14 protein-coding genes and 1 other annotated feature are annotated in these 17,602 nt (G+C 35.4%); of the genes, 9 read left to right on the top strand and 5 right to left on the bottom strand.

What is annotated here, in order from left to right; all coding sequences use genetic code 11:
* Window positions 1-78 precede the first annotated feature (78 nt).
* A complete protein-coding gene (locus ACZDYH_RS16890; RefSeq protein ID WP_434712212.1) occupies window positions 79-390 on the top strand; it encodes a hypothetical protein in 312 nt (103 codons plus the stop codon).
* A 40-nt stretch (window positions 391-430) separates the two neighbouring features.
* Here the strand turns inward: ACZDYH_RS16890 and ACZDYH_RS16885 are convergent, their stop codons facing one another.
* Window positions 431-646: a helix-turn-helix domain-containing protein gene (locus ACZDYH_RS16885; protein WP_000974619.1), complete on the bottom strand. Its 216-nt coding sequence runs from the start codon at window positions 644-646 to the stop codon at window positions 431-433.
* Between the two features lie 10 nt (window positions 647-656).
* Window positions 657-1,139, bottom strand: coding sequence for a DUF2975 domain-containing protein (locus ACZDYH_RS16880; protein WP_000809113.1), 483 nt, complete (start codon window positions 1,137-1,139; stop codon window positions 657-659).
* A gap of 298 nt (window positions 1,140-1,437) precedes the next feature.
* On the opposite strand from ACZDYH_RS16880, the gene ACZDYH_RS16875 reads away from it, so the two are divergent.
* The 4 genes from ACZDYH_RS16875 to desA all read left to right on the top strand — a co-directional run bounded on the left by ACZDYH_RS16875 (window position 1,438) and on the right by desA (window position 8,374).
* Complete coding sequence (locus tag ACZDYH_RS16875; protein WP_434712209.1) at window positions 1,438-3,111, top strand: alkaline phosphatase; 1,674 nt, start codon at window positions 1,438-1,440, stop codon at window positions 3,109-3,111.
* 472 nt (window positions 3,112-3,583) lie between these two features.
* A complete protein-coding gene (locus tag ACZDYH_RS16870; RefSeq protein ID WP_001028236.1) occupies window positions 3,584-4,414 on the top strand; it encodes a VanW family protein in 831 nt (276 codons plus the stop codon).
* Between the two features lie 233 nt (window positions 4,415-4,647).
* Window positions 4,648-7,035, top strand: coding sequence for an immune inhibitor A domain-containing protein (locus tag ACZDYH_RS16865; protein ID WP_434712207.1), 2,388 nt, complete (start codon window positions 4,648-4,650; stop codon window positions 7,033-7,035).
* A gap of 307 nt (window positions 7,036-7,342) precedes the next feature.
* Window positions 7,343-8,374 carry a Delta(5) desaturase DesA gene (desA, locus tag ACZDYH_RS16860; RefSeq protein WP_000171504.1) on the top strand — a complete coding sequence of 344 codons (1,032 nt, stop codon included), beginning with the start codon at window positions 7,343-7,345 and terminating at the stop codon, window positions 8,372-8,374.
* Window positions 8,375-8,622: 248 nt separating this feature from the next.
* Here the strand turns inward: desA and ACZDYH_RS16855 are convergent, their stop codons facing one another.
* Window positions 8,623-9,081 carry a VOC family protein gene (locus ACZDYH_RS16855; RefSeq protein WP_025687456.1) on the bottom strand — a complete coding sequence of 153 codons (459 nt, stop codon included), beginning with the start codon at window positions 9,079-9,081 and terminating at the stop codon, window positions 8,623-8,625.
* A 297-nt stretch (window positions 9,082-9,378) separates the two neighbouring features.
* The gene (locus tag ACZDYH_RS16850) at window positions 9,379-10,803 is read right to left on the bottom strand and encodes an amino acid permease (protein WP_000079991.1); all 1,425 of its coding nucleotides are present in this window, start codon (window positions 10,801-10,803) and stop codon (window positions 9,379-9,381) included.
* 267 nt (window positions 10,804-11,070) lie between these two features.
* Between ACZDYH_RS16850 and ACZDYH_RS16845 the strand changes: the two genes are divergently transcribed.
* The gene (locus tag ACZDYH_RS16845) at window positions 11,071-11,820 is read left to right on the top strand and encodes an IclR family transcriptional regulator (RefSeq protein ID WP_000250758.1); all 750 of its coding nucleotides are present in this window, start codon (window positions 11,071-11,073) and stop codon (window positions 11,818-11,820) included.
* 74 nt (window positions 11,821-11,894) lie between these two features.
* The gene (locus tag ACZDYH_RS16840; protein ID WP_088363994.1) at window positions 11,895-13,535 is read left to right on the top strand and encodes a M20/M25/M40 family metallo-hydrolase; all 1,641 of its coding nucleotides are present in this window, start codon (window positions 11,895-11,897) and stop codon (window positions 13,533-13,535) included.
* 178 nt (window positions 13,536-13,713) lie between these two features.
* Here ACZDYH_RS16840 and proC read toward each other — a convergent pair whose 3' ends face one another.
* Window positions 13,714-14,532, bottom strand: a complete 819-nt coding sequence (gene proC, locus ACZDYH_RS16835; protein WP_000360725.1) for a pyrroline-5-carboxylate reductase — start codon at window positions 14,530-14,532, stop codon at window positions 13,714-13,716.
* 340 nt (window positions 14,533-14,872) lie between these two features.
* Window positions 14,873-15,083: a binding site (T-box leader), on the top strand.
* 139 nt (window positions 15,084-15,222) lie between these two features.
* Here proC and proB point away from each other — a divergent pair.
* Together proB and ACZDYH_RS16825 are read left to right on the top strand one after the other, a co-directional pair.
* Window positions 15,223-16,326 carry a glutamate 5-kinase gene (proB, locus tag ACZDYH_RS16830; RefSeq protein WP_006924529.1) on the top strand — a complete coding sequence of 368 codons (1,104 nt, stop codon included), beginning with the start codon at window positions 15,223-15,225 and terminating at the stop codon, window positions 16,324-16,326.
* A 16-nt stretch (window positions 16,327-16,342) separates the two neighbouring features.
* On the top strand, window positions 16,343-17,590 hold the full coding sequence (locus tag ACZDYH_RS16825; protein WP_001006609.1) for a glutamate-5-semialdehyde dehydrogenase: 1,248 nt from the start codon (window positions 16,343-16,345) through the stop codon (window positions 17,588-17,590).
* The last annotated feature ends 12 nt before the right edge of the window (window positions 17,591-17,602 follow it).

Genomic DNA, 17,602 nt, shown 5'->3' with positions numbered 1-17,602 from the left:
TATCTTTTTCGCTTTAACCAAATTATGGTTATTTGTGCTATTATGAACTCATAGCTATATAGAAGGGGTGGGGTTAGTATGAAAACTGAAATAGTTCCTAAAAAGAAATACAGTATAATAAGCTATGTATCTTTACTCATCGGCATTTTGTGTTTTCTATTCGTTTTTATAACGCCAACAAGGATAGCCAATGCAGGTAATATAGTTGGAGATTATATTACAATTGCCCTGACAGGTGTAGGTATCACACTTTCAATAATCACAATGACGAAAAGAACAGAGAAGAAGGGAATTGCTATTCTTTCATTAATACTGTCCTCATCATTTTTTATATTTTGGATCATAGTAATTATCCTATTGTTTACTGGTCAAATTAGTTTTGCACCGTAATGTGTAGTAAAAAGAGTCCTTCTCGTATGAAGGACTCTTTTTACTCGGTATCTTCAGGTTGATATTCTAAAATATCCCCCGGTTGGCATTCTAATGCTTTACATATTGCTTCTAAAGTTGAAAAACGGACTGCTTTTGCTTTTCCATTTTTCAAGATAGAAAGGTTAGCCATTGTAATTCCAACCTTCTCCGAAAGCTCTGTTACACTCATTTTTCTTTTCGCTAACATTACATCAATATTAATAATAATTGCCATATTATTCACCTCAGACCGTTAAATCATTTTCTGATTTTATATCTATAGCATCTTTTAATAGTCTTTGGAGAACGGCAGCAAAGACCGCGATTACCATTGAAGCAAAAATCATAATCATTCCGATAATAATAATGCCAGGGGCGTCATCTCTCTCTGCCACGAGATAGAAAAGTGGCATACCTAATACATATAATACACTAATTGCCAATGCGCTGTACTTAATATTTTTTAAAGCTTGAACAGATAACTCTGAGAATGCGTTATTTTTATCAATATAGTTTAAAAGCTTAAATGTTTGGTACAGTGCGAAGTAATAAGGTATTGCTGTTGCATATAAATTGATAAATACAAGATATTTAATATATGCAATATCTGGATATAATTCTGCAGCGAAAGCTCCTATTTTAGGGACTAAAAAAATGCACATAGCAAGAACGGGGATTCCGATCAGAATCACAACGGTCTTTAAAAAGAGTGTGGATCCTTGTTTCATAAAAAGCACCTCATTTATTTAATATCTTATTAATTTAACACGAAATTTATTGTTTAACAATAAATTTTTATTTCTTTTGATCGAGGATTTATTGTTAAACAAGTAATTATTGAAAAGGATGTTAAATCTTTTTTATAAGATAGATGATACATACCGATATTTAATAAAGGAAAGAAAGGGAAAGTAACTATTGTTAGCTTTATGAGAATTGGGAACTAATAAAACATATGTAGGTTTTGGTATGGAAAAGGAAATAGTGTGTATTTAAAATGAATGCAAAGTTTATGGAGGAACAATCATGTTGAATTATGGTGTGAAGATGAAAAAGTTGCTATTAGTGGCAGCTATAATAGTAAGCGTATTAAGTACGGAAAGTATGATGAATTATCATGCGGCCAAAGCTAAGGTGAAAAAAATAGAACACCAGCCTAAAAATATAATTATGATGGTTATGGACGGAACGAGTTCAACGGCGACAACATTGGCTCGCTGGTATAAAGGGGCACCGCTTACGTTAGATCAAATTGTAACAGGAGGAGTTCGTACGTTTTCGGCGGAATCAGCTATTACAGACTCAGCGCCAGCAGCAACAGCATTAGCAACTGGAAATAAATCAAATTCAGGATATGTAGGTGTATTACCTTCTATTGTAAGTTCGCCTAGCTTAGAGCCAATAAAAGAAGAGGACAAGTTACGGCCGGTCGCAAACGTATTAGAGGGGGCAAAACGTACTGGTCGTGCAACTGGAATTGTTGCTACATCTGAAATTCAGCATGCTACTCCGGCGGGATTCTCGGCTCACCATGTCAATCGTAAGCAATTTGACGTAATTGCGAAGCAGCAAGTATATCAAAATATAGATGTCGTATTAGGCGGGGGAAAAGCGGCGCTGTTACCTATGCAAAGTAATGGAATCCGAAAAGATGGTGAAAATTTAGTAAAGGTGATTCAAAACAAAGGATACGATTTTGTTGAAACGAAAGATGCGTTATTGAACTCCAAATCTAATAAAATTTGGGGCTCTTTCTCACATCATGCTCTTGCGTTTGATATGGATCGTATAGCAATAAACCCAGAACAACCAACACTTTCTCAAATGACAGAAAAAGCAATTCAAACATTATCAAAAGATAAAGATGGCTTCTTTTTATTCATAGAAGGTAGTAAGCCTGATTGGGCAGCCCATGCTAATGATCCAATTGGGATGATTAGTGATATATTGGCATTTGATGAAGCGGTAGCAAAGGCGTTACAATTTGCGAAGAAAGATGGGGATACGATGCTCATCGCTTTAACTGATCATGGTAACAGCGGCATCTCTATAGGGAATAGGAATACGACAAAAGGATACAATACTACACCGGTTTCTGCATACATTGATCCATTGAAAAAGGCGAAAATGACACTTGAAGGAACTATAAATAAACTGAAATCTGATTTATCAAATGTAGAAGATGTAGCTAAACTATACGGTTTGGATAATCTAACTCATGATGAAAAAGAAAAATTAAAAGCGGCAAAAAAGAAAATGGATGTAGGACGAATTCTTACTACATTATTGGCTAATCGTGCAAATATCGGCTTTACGACAGGAGGACATACAGGTGAGGATGTATTCTTACATTCTTATGGACCTCAAAAACCAGAAGGCTTAATCCAAAATACAGACATTGCGAAGACGATGGCGAAAGCGATGGGCTTTAACTTAGAAGAAGTAACGAATAAAATATTTTTAGAGAGTGAACAAGCCTTTAAGAAAATCGGTGCAACTGTAACAGCCGACAAAACCGAAGGAGCAAACCCGTTACTCGTAGTAAAACATAATAAAGTAGAAGCACAATTATTTGGTAACAAAAATATAATTCGTATCAATGGTAAAGGGTATGAATTAAAAAGTATTATTGTAGAGAGTAATGGAAAGTGCTATGTACCAGAAGAAGCAATTCAACTATTTGTAGAGCATTCTCGTTAAAAAATTGCCAACCAGTTAAGCTAACTGGTGGCAATTTTTTGTGTTTATTCTAAATATAAGGGTTCGAATTGTTTTGTAAAGTTTTCCATATGAGACTTGTATAAATGTTAAAGGGAAATTATATTTTTTTCTTACATTAAAAAATTTCGTTTTGTAGAATAAGAAGTTATACATATAGTAAAGTCTAATGTGTTATCAATTAATATTTACGAAAAATATATTAATACTTTAGAATTTCTTTAATGTTCATTATTTTTTATTTAAGGTTATCCGTTATATTTATAATATGTTTATTTCAATTTATTGTATTGAAGCGCAGTTTCATATAATTATAAAGCAATCATCAAAATAAAATCTCCACTAGAGTAAATTTATTATTTTTTTGCGAAAATTATTATGCAGTTAAGAAAACTGTAATTTATTGAATTAGAAATATATTAGAATTTAGTTGAAGAAAGAGAGAGGGAATAAAATGAATATAGTGCACTTACGTCCTAAACAGCGGTCTAAGTATCGCATTATGCTAGGGAAGTGGTATTACTCTACAAAGAGGCACATTCAGTGGTTAGCAGACGGAAAAACATATGCAAAAAGGTTCCAACAAGAAAAGCTACCTTGTACAGCAATTCAGCACCAAACAATATTACTTCGTAAGCTCAAAGATGTAGATATGTGGTATCAACAGAATAAGGTTGTTAATTTGAAAATTGCTGTTAAAAAACTAAATGGTATCGTCATTAGACCGGGAGAAACATTTTCTTACTGGCGTTTAATAGGTAAGCCAACGAGGAAAAAAGGGTATGTAGAAGGTATGGTATTACACTACGGATCTTTTCAATCAGGTATTGGAGGAGGTCTTTGTCAGCTTTCAAATTTAATATATTGGATGACTCTACATACACCACTGACAGTAACCGAACGATATCGTCATAGCTTTGATGTCTTTCCTGATTCTAGGCGAACTCAACCGTTTGGGAGTGGGGCAACTTGTTCCTATAACTATTTGGATTTACAAATTAAAAATGAAACGGATCAACCGTATCAACTTCACCTTTATATGACAGATGAACATTTAGTTGGTGAATGGAGAACAGTCTATCCGCAACTTTATCAATATGAAGTGTATGAGAAAGAACACTCAATTCAACCTGCATACTGGGGCGGTTATATACGACATAATGTGATTCAACGTAAAGTATATAATCTACAGAAACAGTTAATAGAAGATCAATATGTAACAGAGAATCACGCTATAATGATGTACGAACCACTATTAGCTTGTAATAATGAGATTAGTGAGTAATATGGTAAACCATAGATTAAGTAGTATAGAAAATATTTAATTCTTATTTTTACTAAAAAAGTTCACTGTTATTTATAGGTGAGTTTGTTTTTCTATCTTATGTATTTCACCCTGCATAAAAAATATTTCTCAACATTTTATTTGTTGAAAAAGATTGAATATTCGTATTATAACGAATATTATGTTGTTATCGGCAAAAAACGATAATTTGCAGACACTGGGGAGGAAATACATTGAAAAAGAAAAAGAAATTAAAACCATTAGCGGTATTAACAACAGCAGCAGTACTAAGTAGTACGTTTGCTTTTGGAGGTCACGCAGCGTATGCTGAGACACCAACATCATCTCTACCAATAGATGAGCACTTAATACCGGAGGAGCGTTTGGCTGAAGCGCTAAAACAACGGGGGGTAATTGATCAATCTGCATCGCAAGCTGAGACGTCAAAGGCTGTCGAAAAATATGTTGAGAAAAAGAAAGGGGAAAACCCTGGGAAAGAAATCTTAACAGGAGATAGTCTTACGCAAGAAGCTTCTGATTTTATGAAAAAAGTAAAAGATGCAAAAATGAAGGAAAATGAACAGGCGCAGCAGCCTGAAGTAGGCCCGGTAGCTGGACAAGGTGCAGCATTGAACCCTGGGAAATTAAATGGAAAAGTACCTACTACATCAGCGAAGCAAGAAGAATACAATGGAGCTGTTCGAAAAGATAAAGTACTTGTTTTACTTGTAGAATTTAGCGATTTTAAGCATAACAATATTGATCAAGAGCCAGGATACATGTATTCTAAAGACTTTAATCGTGAACATTATCAAAAAATGTTATTTGGTGATGAACCATTTACTTTATTTGATGGATCGAAGATTAACACATTTAAGCAATATTATGAAGAACAATCTGGTGGTAGCTACACAGTTGATGGGACTGTAACAGAATGGCTTACTGTTCCAGGAAAAGCATCAGATTATGGTGCTGATGCAGGTACTGGGCATGATAACAAGGGGCCTTTAGGACCAAAAGATTTTGTGAAAGAAGCATTAAAAGCAGCGGTAGCAAAAGGAATCAATTTAGCAGACTATGACCAATTTGATCAATACGATCAAGATGGTGATGGAAATAAAAATGAGCCAGATGGCATTATTGATCATTTAATGGTTGTACATGCTGGCGTTGGTCAAGAAGCTGGCGGCGGTAAATTGAAAGATGATGCGATTTGGTCACATCGTTCAAAACTAGGTTCAAAACCATATGCAATTGATGGCACGAAATCTTCTGTTTCGAACTGGGGCGGAAAGATGGCTGCATATGATTATACAATCGAGCCTGAAGACGGGGCAGTTGGTGTGTTTGCACATGAGTATGGCCATGATTTAGGCTTACCAGATGAATATGATACAAAGTACTCAGGACAAGGTGAACCTGTTGAGTCATGGTCTATTATGAGTGGTGGTAGCTGGGCTGGAAAAATTGCAGGAACAGAGCCAACGAGTTTCTCACCACAAAATAAAGAGTTTTTCCAAAAGAATATGAAGGGGAACTGGGCGAATATCCTTGAAGTAGATTATGACAAACTTAGCAAAGGAATCGGTGTTGCGACATATGTAGATCAAAGTACTACAAAATCTAAACGACCTGGAATCGTTCGTGTTAACTTGCCGGACAAAGATATAAAAAATATCGAATCAGCGTTTGGTAAGAAGTTCTATTACAGTACAAAAGGAAATGATATTCATACAACACTTGAGACACCAGTATTTGACTTAACAAATGCAAAGAATGCTAAGTTCGATTATAAGGCATTTTACGAACTTGAAGCGAAGTATGATTTCCTTGACGTATATGCGATTGCAGAAGATGGAACGAAGACACGCATTGATAGAATGGGCGAAAAAGATGTAAAAGGCGGCGCGGATACAACTGATGGTAAGTGGGTTGATAAATCATACGATTTAAGCCAATTCAAAGGAAAAAAAGTAAAACTGCAATTTGAGTACTTAACAGATATTGCAGTAGCTTATAAAGGGTTTGCGTTAGATAATGCAGCATTAACTGTAGATGGAAAAGTTGTTTTCTCTGATGATGCAGAAGGTCAGCCAGCAATGACGTTAAAAGGCTTTACTGTGTCTAACGGATTTGAACAGAAAAAACATAATTACTATGTAGAGTGGAGAAATTACGCTGGTTCTGACACTGCGTTACAACATGCACGTGGCCCAGTATTTAATACAGGAATGGTTGTATGGTATGCGGATCAAAGCTTTACAGATAACTGGGTAGGCGTTCATCCAGGTGAAGGGTTCTTAGGAGTAGTAGATTCTCATCCAGAGGCAATTGTAGGGACATTAAACGGACAACCTACTGTGAAGAGCAGTACGCGTTACCAAATTGCCGATGCGGCATTCTCATTTGATCAAACACCAGCATGGAAAGTAAATTCACCAACTCGCGGTATCTTCGATTATAAAGGATTACCAGGAGTGGCAAAATTTGATGATTCTAAGCAATACATCAACAGCATTATTCCTGATGCAGGACGTAAGTTACCGAAACTAGGACTGAAGTTTGAAGTGGTAGGCCAAGCTGAAGACAAGTCTGCAGGTGCAGTGTGGCTTCATCGATAAAATAAGGTGAAACGAAGAGGAGCTGCGATAAGTCGGTGAAACTGACTTATCGCAGCTTTTTTCTTCTTGTGAAAAAACTTGCTGTTTTTTTATGTACTTATTGGAAAAATTCGAAGTTTCTTTTATAAATAAAATACTCCGCCTGTCCAATTATAGAAGCTATTTTGGGCGTAAGTAATTTGTAAGTAATGAGTAAGAAAAAAGAGATTTTCATAGTATATAATATTTATTATAGCTACTTTTAACACCTGATACTAATAGTGTGCTATAATATGAATTAGCAACAAAAAGGAAAGGAATTAGAACAATGACCTTAGAAAATACTAAAAATTTAAAAAAACAAGTTGCTCCTTTTGAAAAATCAACGATTAAAAAAAGTGTTTGGCAACTGATCAACACAATCGTGCCATTTATTATTTTATGGTACCTTGCTTATAAAAGTTTGTCAGTTTCTTATTGGTTAACATTAGTTCCAGCACTGTTAGCCGCTGGATTTATGACAAGAATTTTCATTATTTTTCATGATTGCACCCATTATTCGTTCTTTAAAAGTCGACGTGCAAATAGAATAGTTGGAACGTGTATGGGTGTTTTAACATTATTCCCATTTGATCAGTGGGGGCATGAACATTCTATTCACCACGCTACAAGTGGTAATTTGGATAAGAGGGGTACAGGGGATATTTGGACGCTTACAGTTGATGAATATGTAGCTGCACCATTTAGACTTCGTTTAGCATATCGCTTATATCGCAATCCATTCGTTATGTTTGGATTAGGTCCGATTTATGTTTTCTTGCTTAAAAATAGATTTAACCGAAAAGGTGCAAGGCAGAAAGAACGTATGAATACTTATTTGACGAATATTATAATTGTTGCTGTAGTAGCTATACTTTGCTGGGCAATTGGGTGGCAATCGTTTCTGTTAGTACATGGTACTATATTCTTAATAGCAGGTTCAGTAGGGATTTGGCTGTTTTACGTACAGCACACATTTGAGGATTCTTATTTTGAAGAGGATAAAGATTGGGAATATGTGAAAGCGGCAGTGGAAGGAAGTTCTTTTTATAAGCTTCCTAAAATTTTGCAATTCTTAACTGGTAATATTGGATTCCATCATGTTCACCATTTAAGCCCAAGGGTACCTAACTATAAACTAGAAGAGGCACACAATAATACGCTTCCGTTAAAAAATGTACCAACGATTACGCTTGCTACAAGCTTACAATCACTACGTTTCCGTCTTTGGGATGAGAAAAGTAACAATTTTGTTAGCTTTAAAGATGTCAAAAATATAATTAAAAATAATGTTTCTGTTCGAGTGAAATCTGAACTATAATTGCATCGTATATAAAACCCCCCTTAATCATTTTCGATTTAAGGGGAGTTTGTGTTTAAAGAGTAGATGCCAGATAAGAGGAAAATTTACATAATTCAAATTGTAATTGAAGCAGATTAGGAATTGCTCGTACGTAAGTACAAATATAAGATGACAGTAAATGCATTATGTTAACAAATTCATAGTAAAAGGGGGGATCGTACAACATTATATCCAAAAATAAGAAAAGACTTGAACGAAAATTCCATTCATTTTTCTTGGTGTTCCGCATTCCATACACTTAAATAGGACGCATATTCTAATTCATCTGGATTCTCATGTAACATAGAAATGAATTCTAATTTGTTTCCATCACAATCTAGAAAGTATACACTTGCAGCAGGCATCCACCTTTGGACAATTGGCTCTTGATTTCCTTTTCCTTGACTTCCTATCACTGCTATTCCACGTTCCTCTAACCACGCTTTAGAAGTCATTAAAAACTCTAAATTTACACCAAAAGCAAAATGTCTCGGCTCAAAGTCTTCAATGTTATGTACTTCCCATAGTCCAAGCATTTGTTGTTTATTTTCTCCGACCCAAAAGAAAGCCACTCTTCTTTTGGAGAGTTTTCTTGCTAACGTTAATCCTAGCTTGTTTTGATAGAAATTTATTGCCTTCTCTAAATTTCTTACATGTAAATGAGTTTCGTATATGTTCTGTATTATTATGATCATTCCTTTCTTTATTGGTAACTACCAATTGAATAGTGAATATAATTCTAAAGTTGAAATATGTATAAGCCTAGTAATGTACATCTATATCCGATATACCTATTTACTATTATATTGAAATTGGAATGTGATAAATCCCACTGAGGTAGTAAGTGTTTAAATGAACACTCTACTACTTTTGTAGGAAAGGGGATATATTCATTAAATTCAGATGAAATCATATTAAAATAATGAAAAAAGACCACACATGAAGTGAAACGCCATGTGTGGTCTTTTATGTATAGTCAAATATTACGAAGTCTCGCTAATTTTAGTTTCACTATGAGTGTTAGTAGAATTTCTTTTCTTAACTTTAAAGTGATAGTAAGTGTAGCAAAAGATGATAAATGGGACAGTGCAATAGATTCCAAGTCGTTGTTCTGGGATAAAAATAAGACTGATTAATATAATGCCATACAATCCAAAACCAAGAATTGGTACGAGTGGATAAAGTGGCGTTTTAAATTTTAAGTCTTCTAATTTTCCGCCGTCTGCTAAATAATGTTTGCGGAAAAAGAATTGAGAAACACAAATTGACATCCAAACAATAATGGTAATGACTCCGGAAATTGAAATGAGCCACAAGTAAACAGTTTCAGCAGCTACTACACTTGTCAAAAGAGAAAAAGCAGAAATAGCTATTGTCATGATTAAAGCGTTGAGAGGAATCCCACGTGATGATAATTTCTTTAAAAATGCTGGAGCCATTTCGTTTTTTGATAAAGACCAAAGCATTCGAGTAGCAGCGTATAGTCCTGAGTTTGCAACAGAAAGAACAGCAGTAAGAATAACAAAGTTCATAATATCAGCTGCATATGGAATACCGATATTATCAAAAACAGCAACGAATGGACTCTTTGTTAATCCAGCTTCTTCCCAAGGAATTAAAGCAACAAGAACAAAGATTGCTAAGACGAAGAAAAACATTGTGCGCCATATAATATTTCTAATAGAACGAGGTAAAGTTTTTGCTGGATCTTCACTTTCACCTGCTGCGATTCCGACAAGCTCTGTACCTTGGAAGGAATAATTGACTGTAACCATTGTTAATAGAATAGCTGCAAGTCCATTCGGAAATAAACCACCATGATTTACGAAATTTGAAAGAAGTGGAGCTGGTTCATCGCCTTTTAAATCAATAAAACCGAACATAGCGGCGCCACCAAGAATTATAAAAGCTATAATGGCAGATACTTTTATACTTGAAAACCAAAATTCTGTTTCTGCATAACTACGAGCAGATAATGCGTTAATAGTGAAGATGGTAACGCCAAATATTAAACACCAAACCCAAACAGGAATATCAGGAAACCAGCGCTGCATTGTAATACCGGCAGTTGTAAATTCAAGACCGGTCGTATTCGCCCAGCTTAACCAATACAACCATCCGATTGTAAAGCCAGTTGCAGGATTGATGAATTTAGTAGCATATTCCTGAAAAGAACCTGAAACAGGCATGGCTACAGCAAGTTCACCAAGACATAGCATAACGAAATACATTAATAATCCACCAGCAATAAAGGCAAGTACGGATCCACCAGGTCCAGCCTGACTTATAATAAAGCCAGATCCGTTAAATAACCCGGTTCCAATCACACCACCGAGTGCAATCATGAATAAGTGTCTACTTTTCATCGTACGTTTTAATTCATTGTTTGTATTGCTTACTTGCGCCATTGTTTTCCTCACTTTCGTAGTTGATAGAATAATGTTTGATGTTTTTCCGTATTATGGAATGTATTCCGTGATGTGAAATCTTGTTATAATTTTCAGATAATTAAAAAGAAAAGTCAATATTTTTTTGTTTGCGTTTTCAATTCGTTGTTAGTGATATGTTTTTATTGTTAGAAAATTAAATAAATAGATTGATTTCATTTCGAATGTTTGCTAAATTGATAGTTAATTAAGCGTACTAACATATTACGAGTAAAGTTGAGGCGAGTTATGGTACAGTCCATTGATCGAGCGATAAGTATTATTAAATTATTGAATTCTACAAATGAAAAAGAGTATTGGGCTATTTCTGATATAGCTGATGGAACACATCTCCCGGTTAGTACAGTACACAGATTACTTAACTCTCTAATGGAGCATGGGTTAGTTACACAAATTACAGAGACAAAACAGTACAAAATTGGACCAATGTGGATGGAAATAGGGTTGCGTCAATTGGAGAAGGTAGACTATAGATCTGTTGCAAGAGAAGTGATGAAACGTTTGGCTTCTGAAGTGGAAGAAAGTGTCTATTTGAATATTCCAAACGGAACACATTCTATTATCATTGAAAGAATTGATAGTCCTTTAAAAATTCGAGTTATCGATAATCTAGGAGAACAAATTCCACTTTCAATTGGTGCTGCAAATAAAACGATGCTTGCCAATATGAAAACGAATGAAATGGAACATATTGTAGAGTATTTACTTCCTTCATTACCAGAACAAAAGCAAATTCTTCTTAATCAAATAAAGCAAATAAAAAATGAAGGATATGCTGTCAGTTATGGTGAAAAAACAGAAGGGACAGCTTCAGTAGCTGCACCTATTATCGGATTTAATCATAAAGTAGTAGGAGCATTAAGTGTTGGGTTAATTAGTCATCGTATTAATGATGATCGACTATCTTTTCTTATTAGCAAGGTAAAACAAGCGGCTCATGAAATATCAATAAAAATCGGCAGTACATCAGAACTATAATTTTGATAGCTGTCGTCATTTTTTATTCATATAATGGAATTAGTTTTCATAATGCGGAAAATAGGGGGATTTATATGTCAAAGTGGCAATCAAAAGAACAATTGGTTCAATTATTAAGCAGTCTTGTTGAAATTCCTAGTATTACCGGTTCAGAAGCTGAAGTAATATTGCCAGACTTTGTTGTGGAACAATTATCTGACTTACAGTATTTCAAACAAAAACCGCACCATTTGCAAAAAAATCCGACAGGGGACGGACGATATTTTGTTACAGCACTAGTAAAGAAAAGCGATAGTACAAAAAATACTGTAATTCTAGTAAGTCACTTTGATGTTGTAGATGTACAAGATTACGGAATGTGGAAAGAAGATGCATTTAATCCTAAAAAGTTAACATCTATGTTTTATTCTCATAAAGATGAACTTCCAGACCATGTACGTGAAGATATAGAACATGGAGAATGGCTGTTTGGTAGAGGAACAATGGATATGAAATGCGGCCTCGCATTACAAATGGCAATGATTGAGCAAGCTTGCGAAGAAAGATTTGATGGGAATGTTCTTTTATTGGCTGTACCAGATGAAGAAGTAAATTCTGTAGGGATGAGGGCCGCTGTTCCGAGACTGTTAGATTTAGCAAGAGAGCATAACTTAGATTATAAAACGGTCTTAAACTCAGAGCCTATGTTTTCAAGACATCCTGGTGACCAAAATAAGTATATTTACACTGGCTCTATTGGTAAAGTGTTACCTGGTTTTCTTTGCTACGGAAAAGAGACACATGTAGGTGAACCTTTTGCAGGGTTAAATGGGAGTTATATGGCTTCATTAATAACAGCAGAATTAGAGTTAAACACAGACTTTTGTGATATTGTAGAAGGGGAAGCGAGTCCCCCGCCAACTAACTTACTTCAAAGGGACTTAAAAGAGGATTATTCTGTACAAATTCCGCATCGTGCAGTTACATTATTTAATTTGTTTTTATTAGAAAAATCAATGACAGATGTAGTTGCATTGTTACGTCAAAAAGTAACGAAAGTAGCAGAGAAAATAGAAGAGTCGTATGAAAAACATGCATATCGTTTTTCTAAATATAATCCATTTATACCACCTAATCTCAAAGTAAATGTATTAACTTATGAAGAGCTTATCACATATGCAATTGAGCAACATGGACGAGAAAAAATAAATCATATTCAATCTAATATTATAAAAAATAGAGGAGATAAAGATGATCGTGCGGTAACCATTGATTTAGTAGATAAATTAGCGATTTTATGTAAAGAAAAGGCACCGATGATTGTACTTTTCTTCGCTCCGCCGTACTATCCAGCTGTGAGTTCACGCAACAATCCTTTAATAAAAGAGGTAGTTGTAGAAATGGAAAAGTATGCACACTACAATCATAAAATTACATTTGAAAACCAAAATTATTTTGGAGGGATTTCAGATTTAAGTTATGTAGGCTTGCAGTATCCACTGGATTCAATGAGTTCGCTTGTAGACAATATGCCATTATGGGATAAAGGTTATTCAATTCCGCTTCAGGAATTAGAAGAGTTTGATGTTCCAGTATTAAATATGGGGCCGGTAGGAAAAGATGCACATCAATGGACAGAACGTCTAGATGTAAACTACGCATTTGAAACGCTATTAGATATGTTACCGAAATGCATTGAAAAATTATTAGTTTCTAATAAAATTACACAATCATAGTAGGGAATAGGTAAGGGATAAAACAGAACCTGTAAAGAAGATTCGAATGAAATTATTTTAATATAATTAAAACTGAAACGGCCAAACTCAAGTATATATGAGTTTGGCCGTTTATCATGTAGTGAATTTCTAATTAAATTCATATGAATTCATAGCTAACGCGATCTCTTTTACAGTTTTACTTTTTAGTTTGACCAGATAGTTCAACAGACTTTTGCGTACAACGCTGCATAGCTGAAATAATCGCTGTTCTCAGTCCTTTTTCCTCTAATGTTGCTACAGCTTCTATTGTCGTTCCGCCAGGAGAACAAACCATATCTTTCAATTCACCTGGATGTATTCCTGTTTCTAGTACCATTTTTGCAGAGCCTAACACAGCTTGAGCAGCGAATTTATATGCTTGATTTCTTGGCATACCATCTAGTACAGCAGCATCTGCCATCGCTTCTATAATCATATATACATAAGCTGGTGAAGAACCACTTACGGATGTGACAACATCCATTAATTTTTCACTTACGATCTCTGTTTGACCAAAACTATTGAAAATGTTTAGTACATCTTCTAAATCTTTTTCTGTCACCATTTCATTCGGGCATAATGCAGACATTCCTTCTCCAACAAGAGCAGGAGTATTAGGCATTACCCTTACAACCTTTACTTTTTTATTAAAGGCATTTTCAGTACTTTCAATACTTTTCCCAGCAGCGATCGTAACGATGATAGCATCGTTTTTGATTACTTCTTTTATTTCATTAATTATTGACGCGTATAGGTCTGGTTTGATTGATAAAATTAAAATATCAGCATTTTTAGCTACTTCATTGTTGTCGGTAGTTGTAGTTAGCCCATATTTTTCACTAGCATTTTTTAAATTAGCAGTGTTTAAATCTGAACAAATAATTTGATTTGAAGACACTATATTTTTGTTTATCATTCCGCCAATCATAGCCATTCCCATATTTCCGCAACCGATGAATCCAATTTGTTTATCCATAATAACTCAATTTTGCTCCTTTTATAATCAATTATATCGGTTTGATATTATTTTCTTAGAATAAGAATAACATCCCTGTGCAATATAAAGAAACATTCTAAGAGAATATATTCCTTTTTGCAACACTAAAAGATAAAAATTAATTATATTCGACATTATGTAAATATATACACTATAATGTAAGGTTTTATGCTTATGAATATGAGTTAAACTTATATCATTTTGTATTTTCATTCAGTAGGGAGATAATTTCATACAAATAACTTGCGGCTCTATTTATTTTTAAAAATACCTCTTGACACCGAATCGAACTATATCGCATAATATAAAAAAATTAGATTGAAAATCGTTGAAGGGAACTAGTACATATGTCTTCTTGCGAAAGAGAGTGGAATTCACCGGCTGAAAGATTCCTCGTATAGAATATATCGAACCTATCCCTGAGTCTTAAATGAAAGTTTAGGCGTTCGCCTGCGTTATAGGCACCAAGTGGATATCTATGTATATCAATTAAGGTGGTACCGCGGAACAATGACCGTTTCGTCCTTTTTATTTTATTAAGGGCGAAGTGGTCATTTTTATTTTGCTCTTAAATACTTCATTGCAGCATTGATGAGAATAGATATAGTTACAAAGTGAATGAAGTGTAATTTATAAAAAACTTTGATTTTAGATTTGGGGGATAAAAAAGTGAAAAAACAACGAGTTGTTGTAAAGATTGGGAGTAGTTCCTTGGCAGATAGTCACGGAGGCATCTCTACAGAACAGCTTTCAGATCACGTTGCCGCATTGGCTCGGTTGAAAGAAGATGGGCACGAGGTTGTGTTAATTACATCTGGAGCCGTCGCTGCAGGTTTTTCAGCGCTAGGATATCCTAGCAGACCTGTAACGATTAAAGGGAAACAGGCTGCAGCAGCTGTCGGACAAAGTTTGTTAATGCAGGCGTACACCGAGGAATTCCGTAAATATGGCATCGTTACTGCGCAACTTTTGCTGACGAGAAGTGATTTTTCTAGAAAAGAACAATATAGTAATGCTTACGCTACGTTAGGAGAATTATTAAACCGCTCCGCTCTTCCAATTATTAATGAAAATGATTCCATCTCCTTAGAGGAGCTGACGTTCGGTGATAATGATATGCTGTCAGCTTTAGTAAGCGGGCTTGTTTCGGCGGATATGCTTATGATCTTTACGGATGTGAACGGGTTATATGACAAAAATCCTCAGAAAAATGCGGATGCAAAAAAATATTATTTTCTTCCTGAAGTTACGGAAGAAATTTCTTCTCTTGCAGGAGATGCTGGCTCAAAACTTGGGACTGGCGGTATGAAATCAAAAATCGATGCTGCAAAGACAGCGCTCTCTCTTGGTGTGAGTGTATTTATCGGAACAGGACGTGGACAGGAAAAGTTTGTAGATGTTTTGAAGGGTAAGGGTGATGGAACGTATGTTGGTAATGCTCCTCAAAAAGAAATGAAGATGAACAAGCAATGGATTGCCTTACATTCGCTTGTTAGCGGACAAATTGAAGTAGATGCTGGGGCAGCTACTGCCATCATTCAGCATGGTAAGAGTTTACTTCCAGCTGGTGTTACGAATGTATCAGGATTTTTCCAAGTGGGTGAAGTTGTAGAGGTTGTAACGCAACAAGGGCGCGTAATAGGAAAAGGACAATGCACATATAGTGCAGAGGAACTAAGAGATGTAAAAGGTATGCAAAGCCAAGATATTCAAGTAAGAGGCGAGAGACATAGTTATGAAGTCATCCATAGGGATCATTGGGTTTCACTTTAAAAAGGAGGAAATAAAAATGAATGAAGTGTTGGCAAAGGGGATAAAAGCAAAAGAGGTTGCTAGAGAGCTTGTGCTTAAATCTACAGAGCAAAAAAATGAAGCACTTTCCGCAATAGCTGATCAGTTAATATTAGAAACAGCTTATATTTTAGAAGAAAACAAGAGGGATATTGAAGAAGGTAAGGCAAAAGGATTTTCTGATTCACTCCTTGATCGTCTTCTGCTAACTGAAAATCGTATTATTGATATGACAGAGGGGATTAAGCAGCTAATTGAATTACGTGATCCTGTAGGAGAATGTGTAAGTGCATGGGAAAGGCCAAATGGACTATCTATTCAGGAGATGCGCGTACCACTTGGTGTTATAGGCATGATTTATGAGGCAAGACCGAATGTAACAGTGGATGCAGCTACAATTTGTTTGAAGACAGGAAACGCAGTCATATTACGTGGTAGTTCTTCTGCTATTCATTCTAATAAGGCCATCGTTGCCGTTATTCACAGAGCGCTCAAACTAACAAGCTTACCTCAAGAAAGCGTACAGCTTATAGAAGATACAACGCGAAATAGCGCGAAGCAGTTGTTTACAATGAAGGATTATCTAGACGTTCTTATTCCAAGAGGTGGCAAACAATTAATCGATACTGTTGTGAGAGAAGCGTCTGTTCCAGTACTTGAAACAGGTGCGGGAAATTGTCATATATTCATTGATGAAACAGCAGATAAACAAATGGCGTTTAATATTATTATAAATGCAAAAACACAGCGTCCATCTGTATGTAATGCAATTGAGACGATTGTACTTCATGAGAATTGGGCAGAGCAATATGGTAGCGAGTTGTTTTCTTCCTTGAAGGAAAGAGGAGTGGAGCTACGTGGTGATAATAAAGCAGTGGCGATTGATTCTTCTATCTTACTTGCGACAGAAGAAGACTGGGAAACTGAGTTTTTATCTCTCACACTAGCAGTGAAAGTGGTTTCCACTGTTGAAGAAGCGATTCATCATATAAATACGTATGGATCTATGCATTCTGAAGCAATTATTACTGAAAACGAGGAAAACGTCAGCAAGTTTTTTACTTCTGTAGATGCCGCGGCACTTTATCATAATGCATCGACTCGTTTTACAGATGGATCCGAATTTGGATTCGGAGCGGAAATTGGTATCAGTACACAAAAGTTACACGTAAGAGGACCAATGGGGCTTCCAGCATTAACTTCTACAAAATATGTGATTCGTGGAAATGGGCAAATTCGAAAATAATAATAAAAGACA

This window comes from Bacillus sp. EB V-12 (assembly GCF_056158125.1).
Note: the sequence above shows the minus strand (reverse complement) of the source record. Positions and strands in the feature narration are given on the sequence as shown.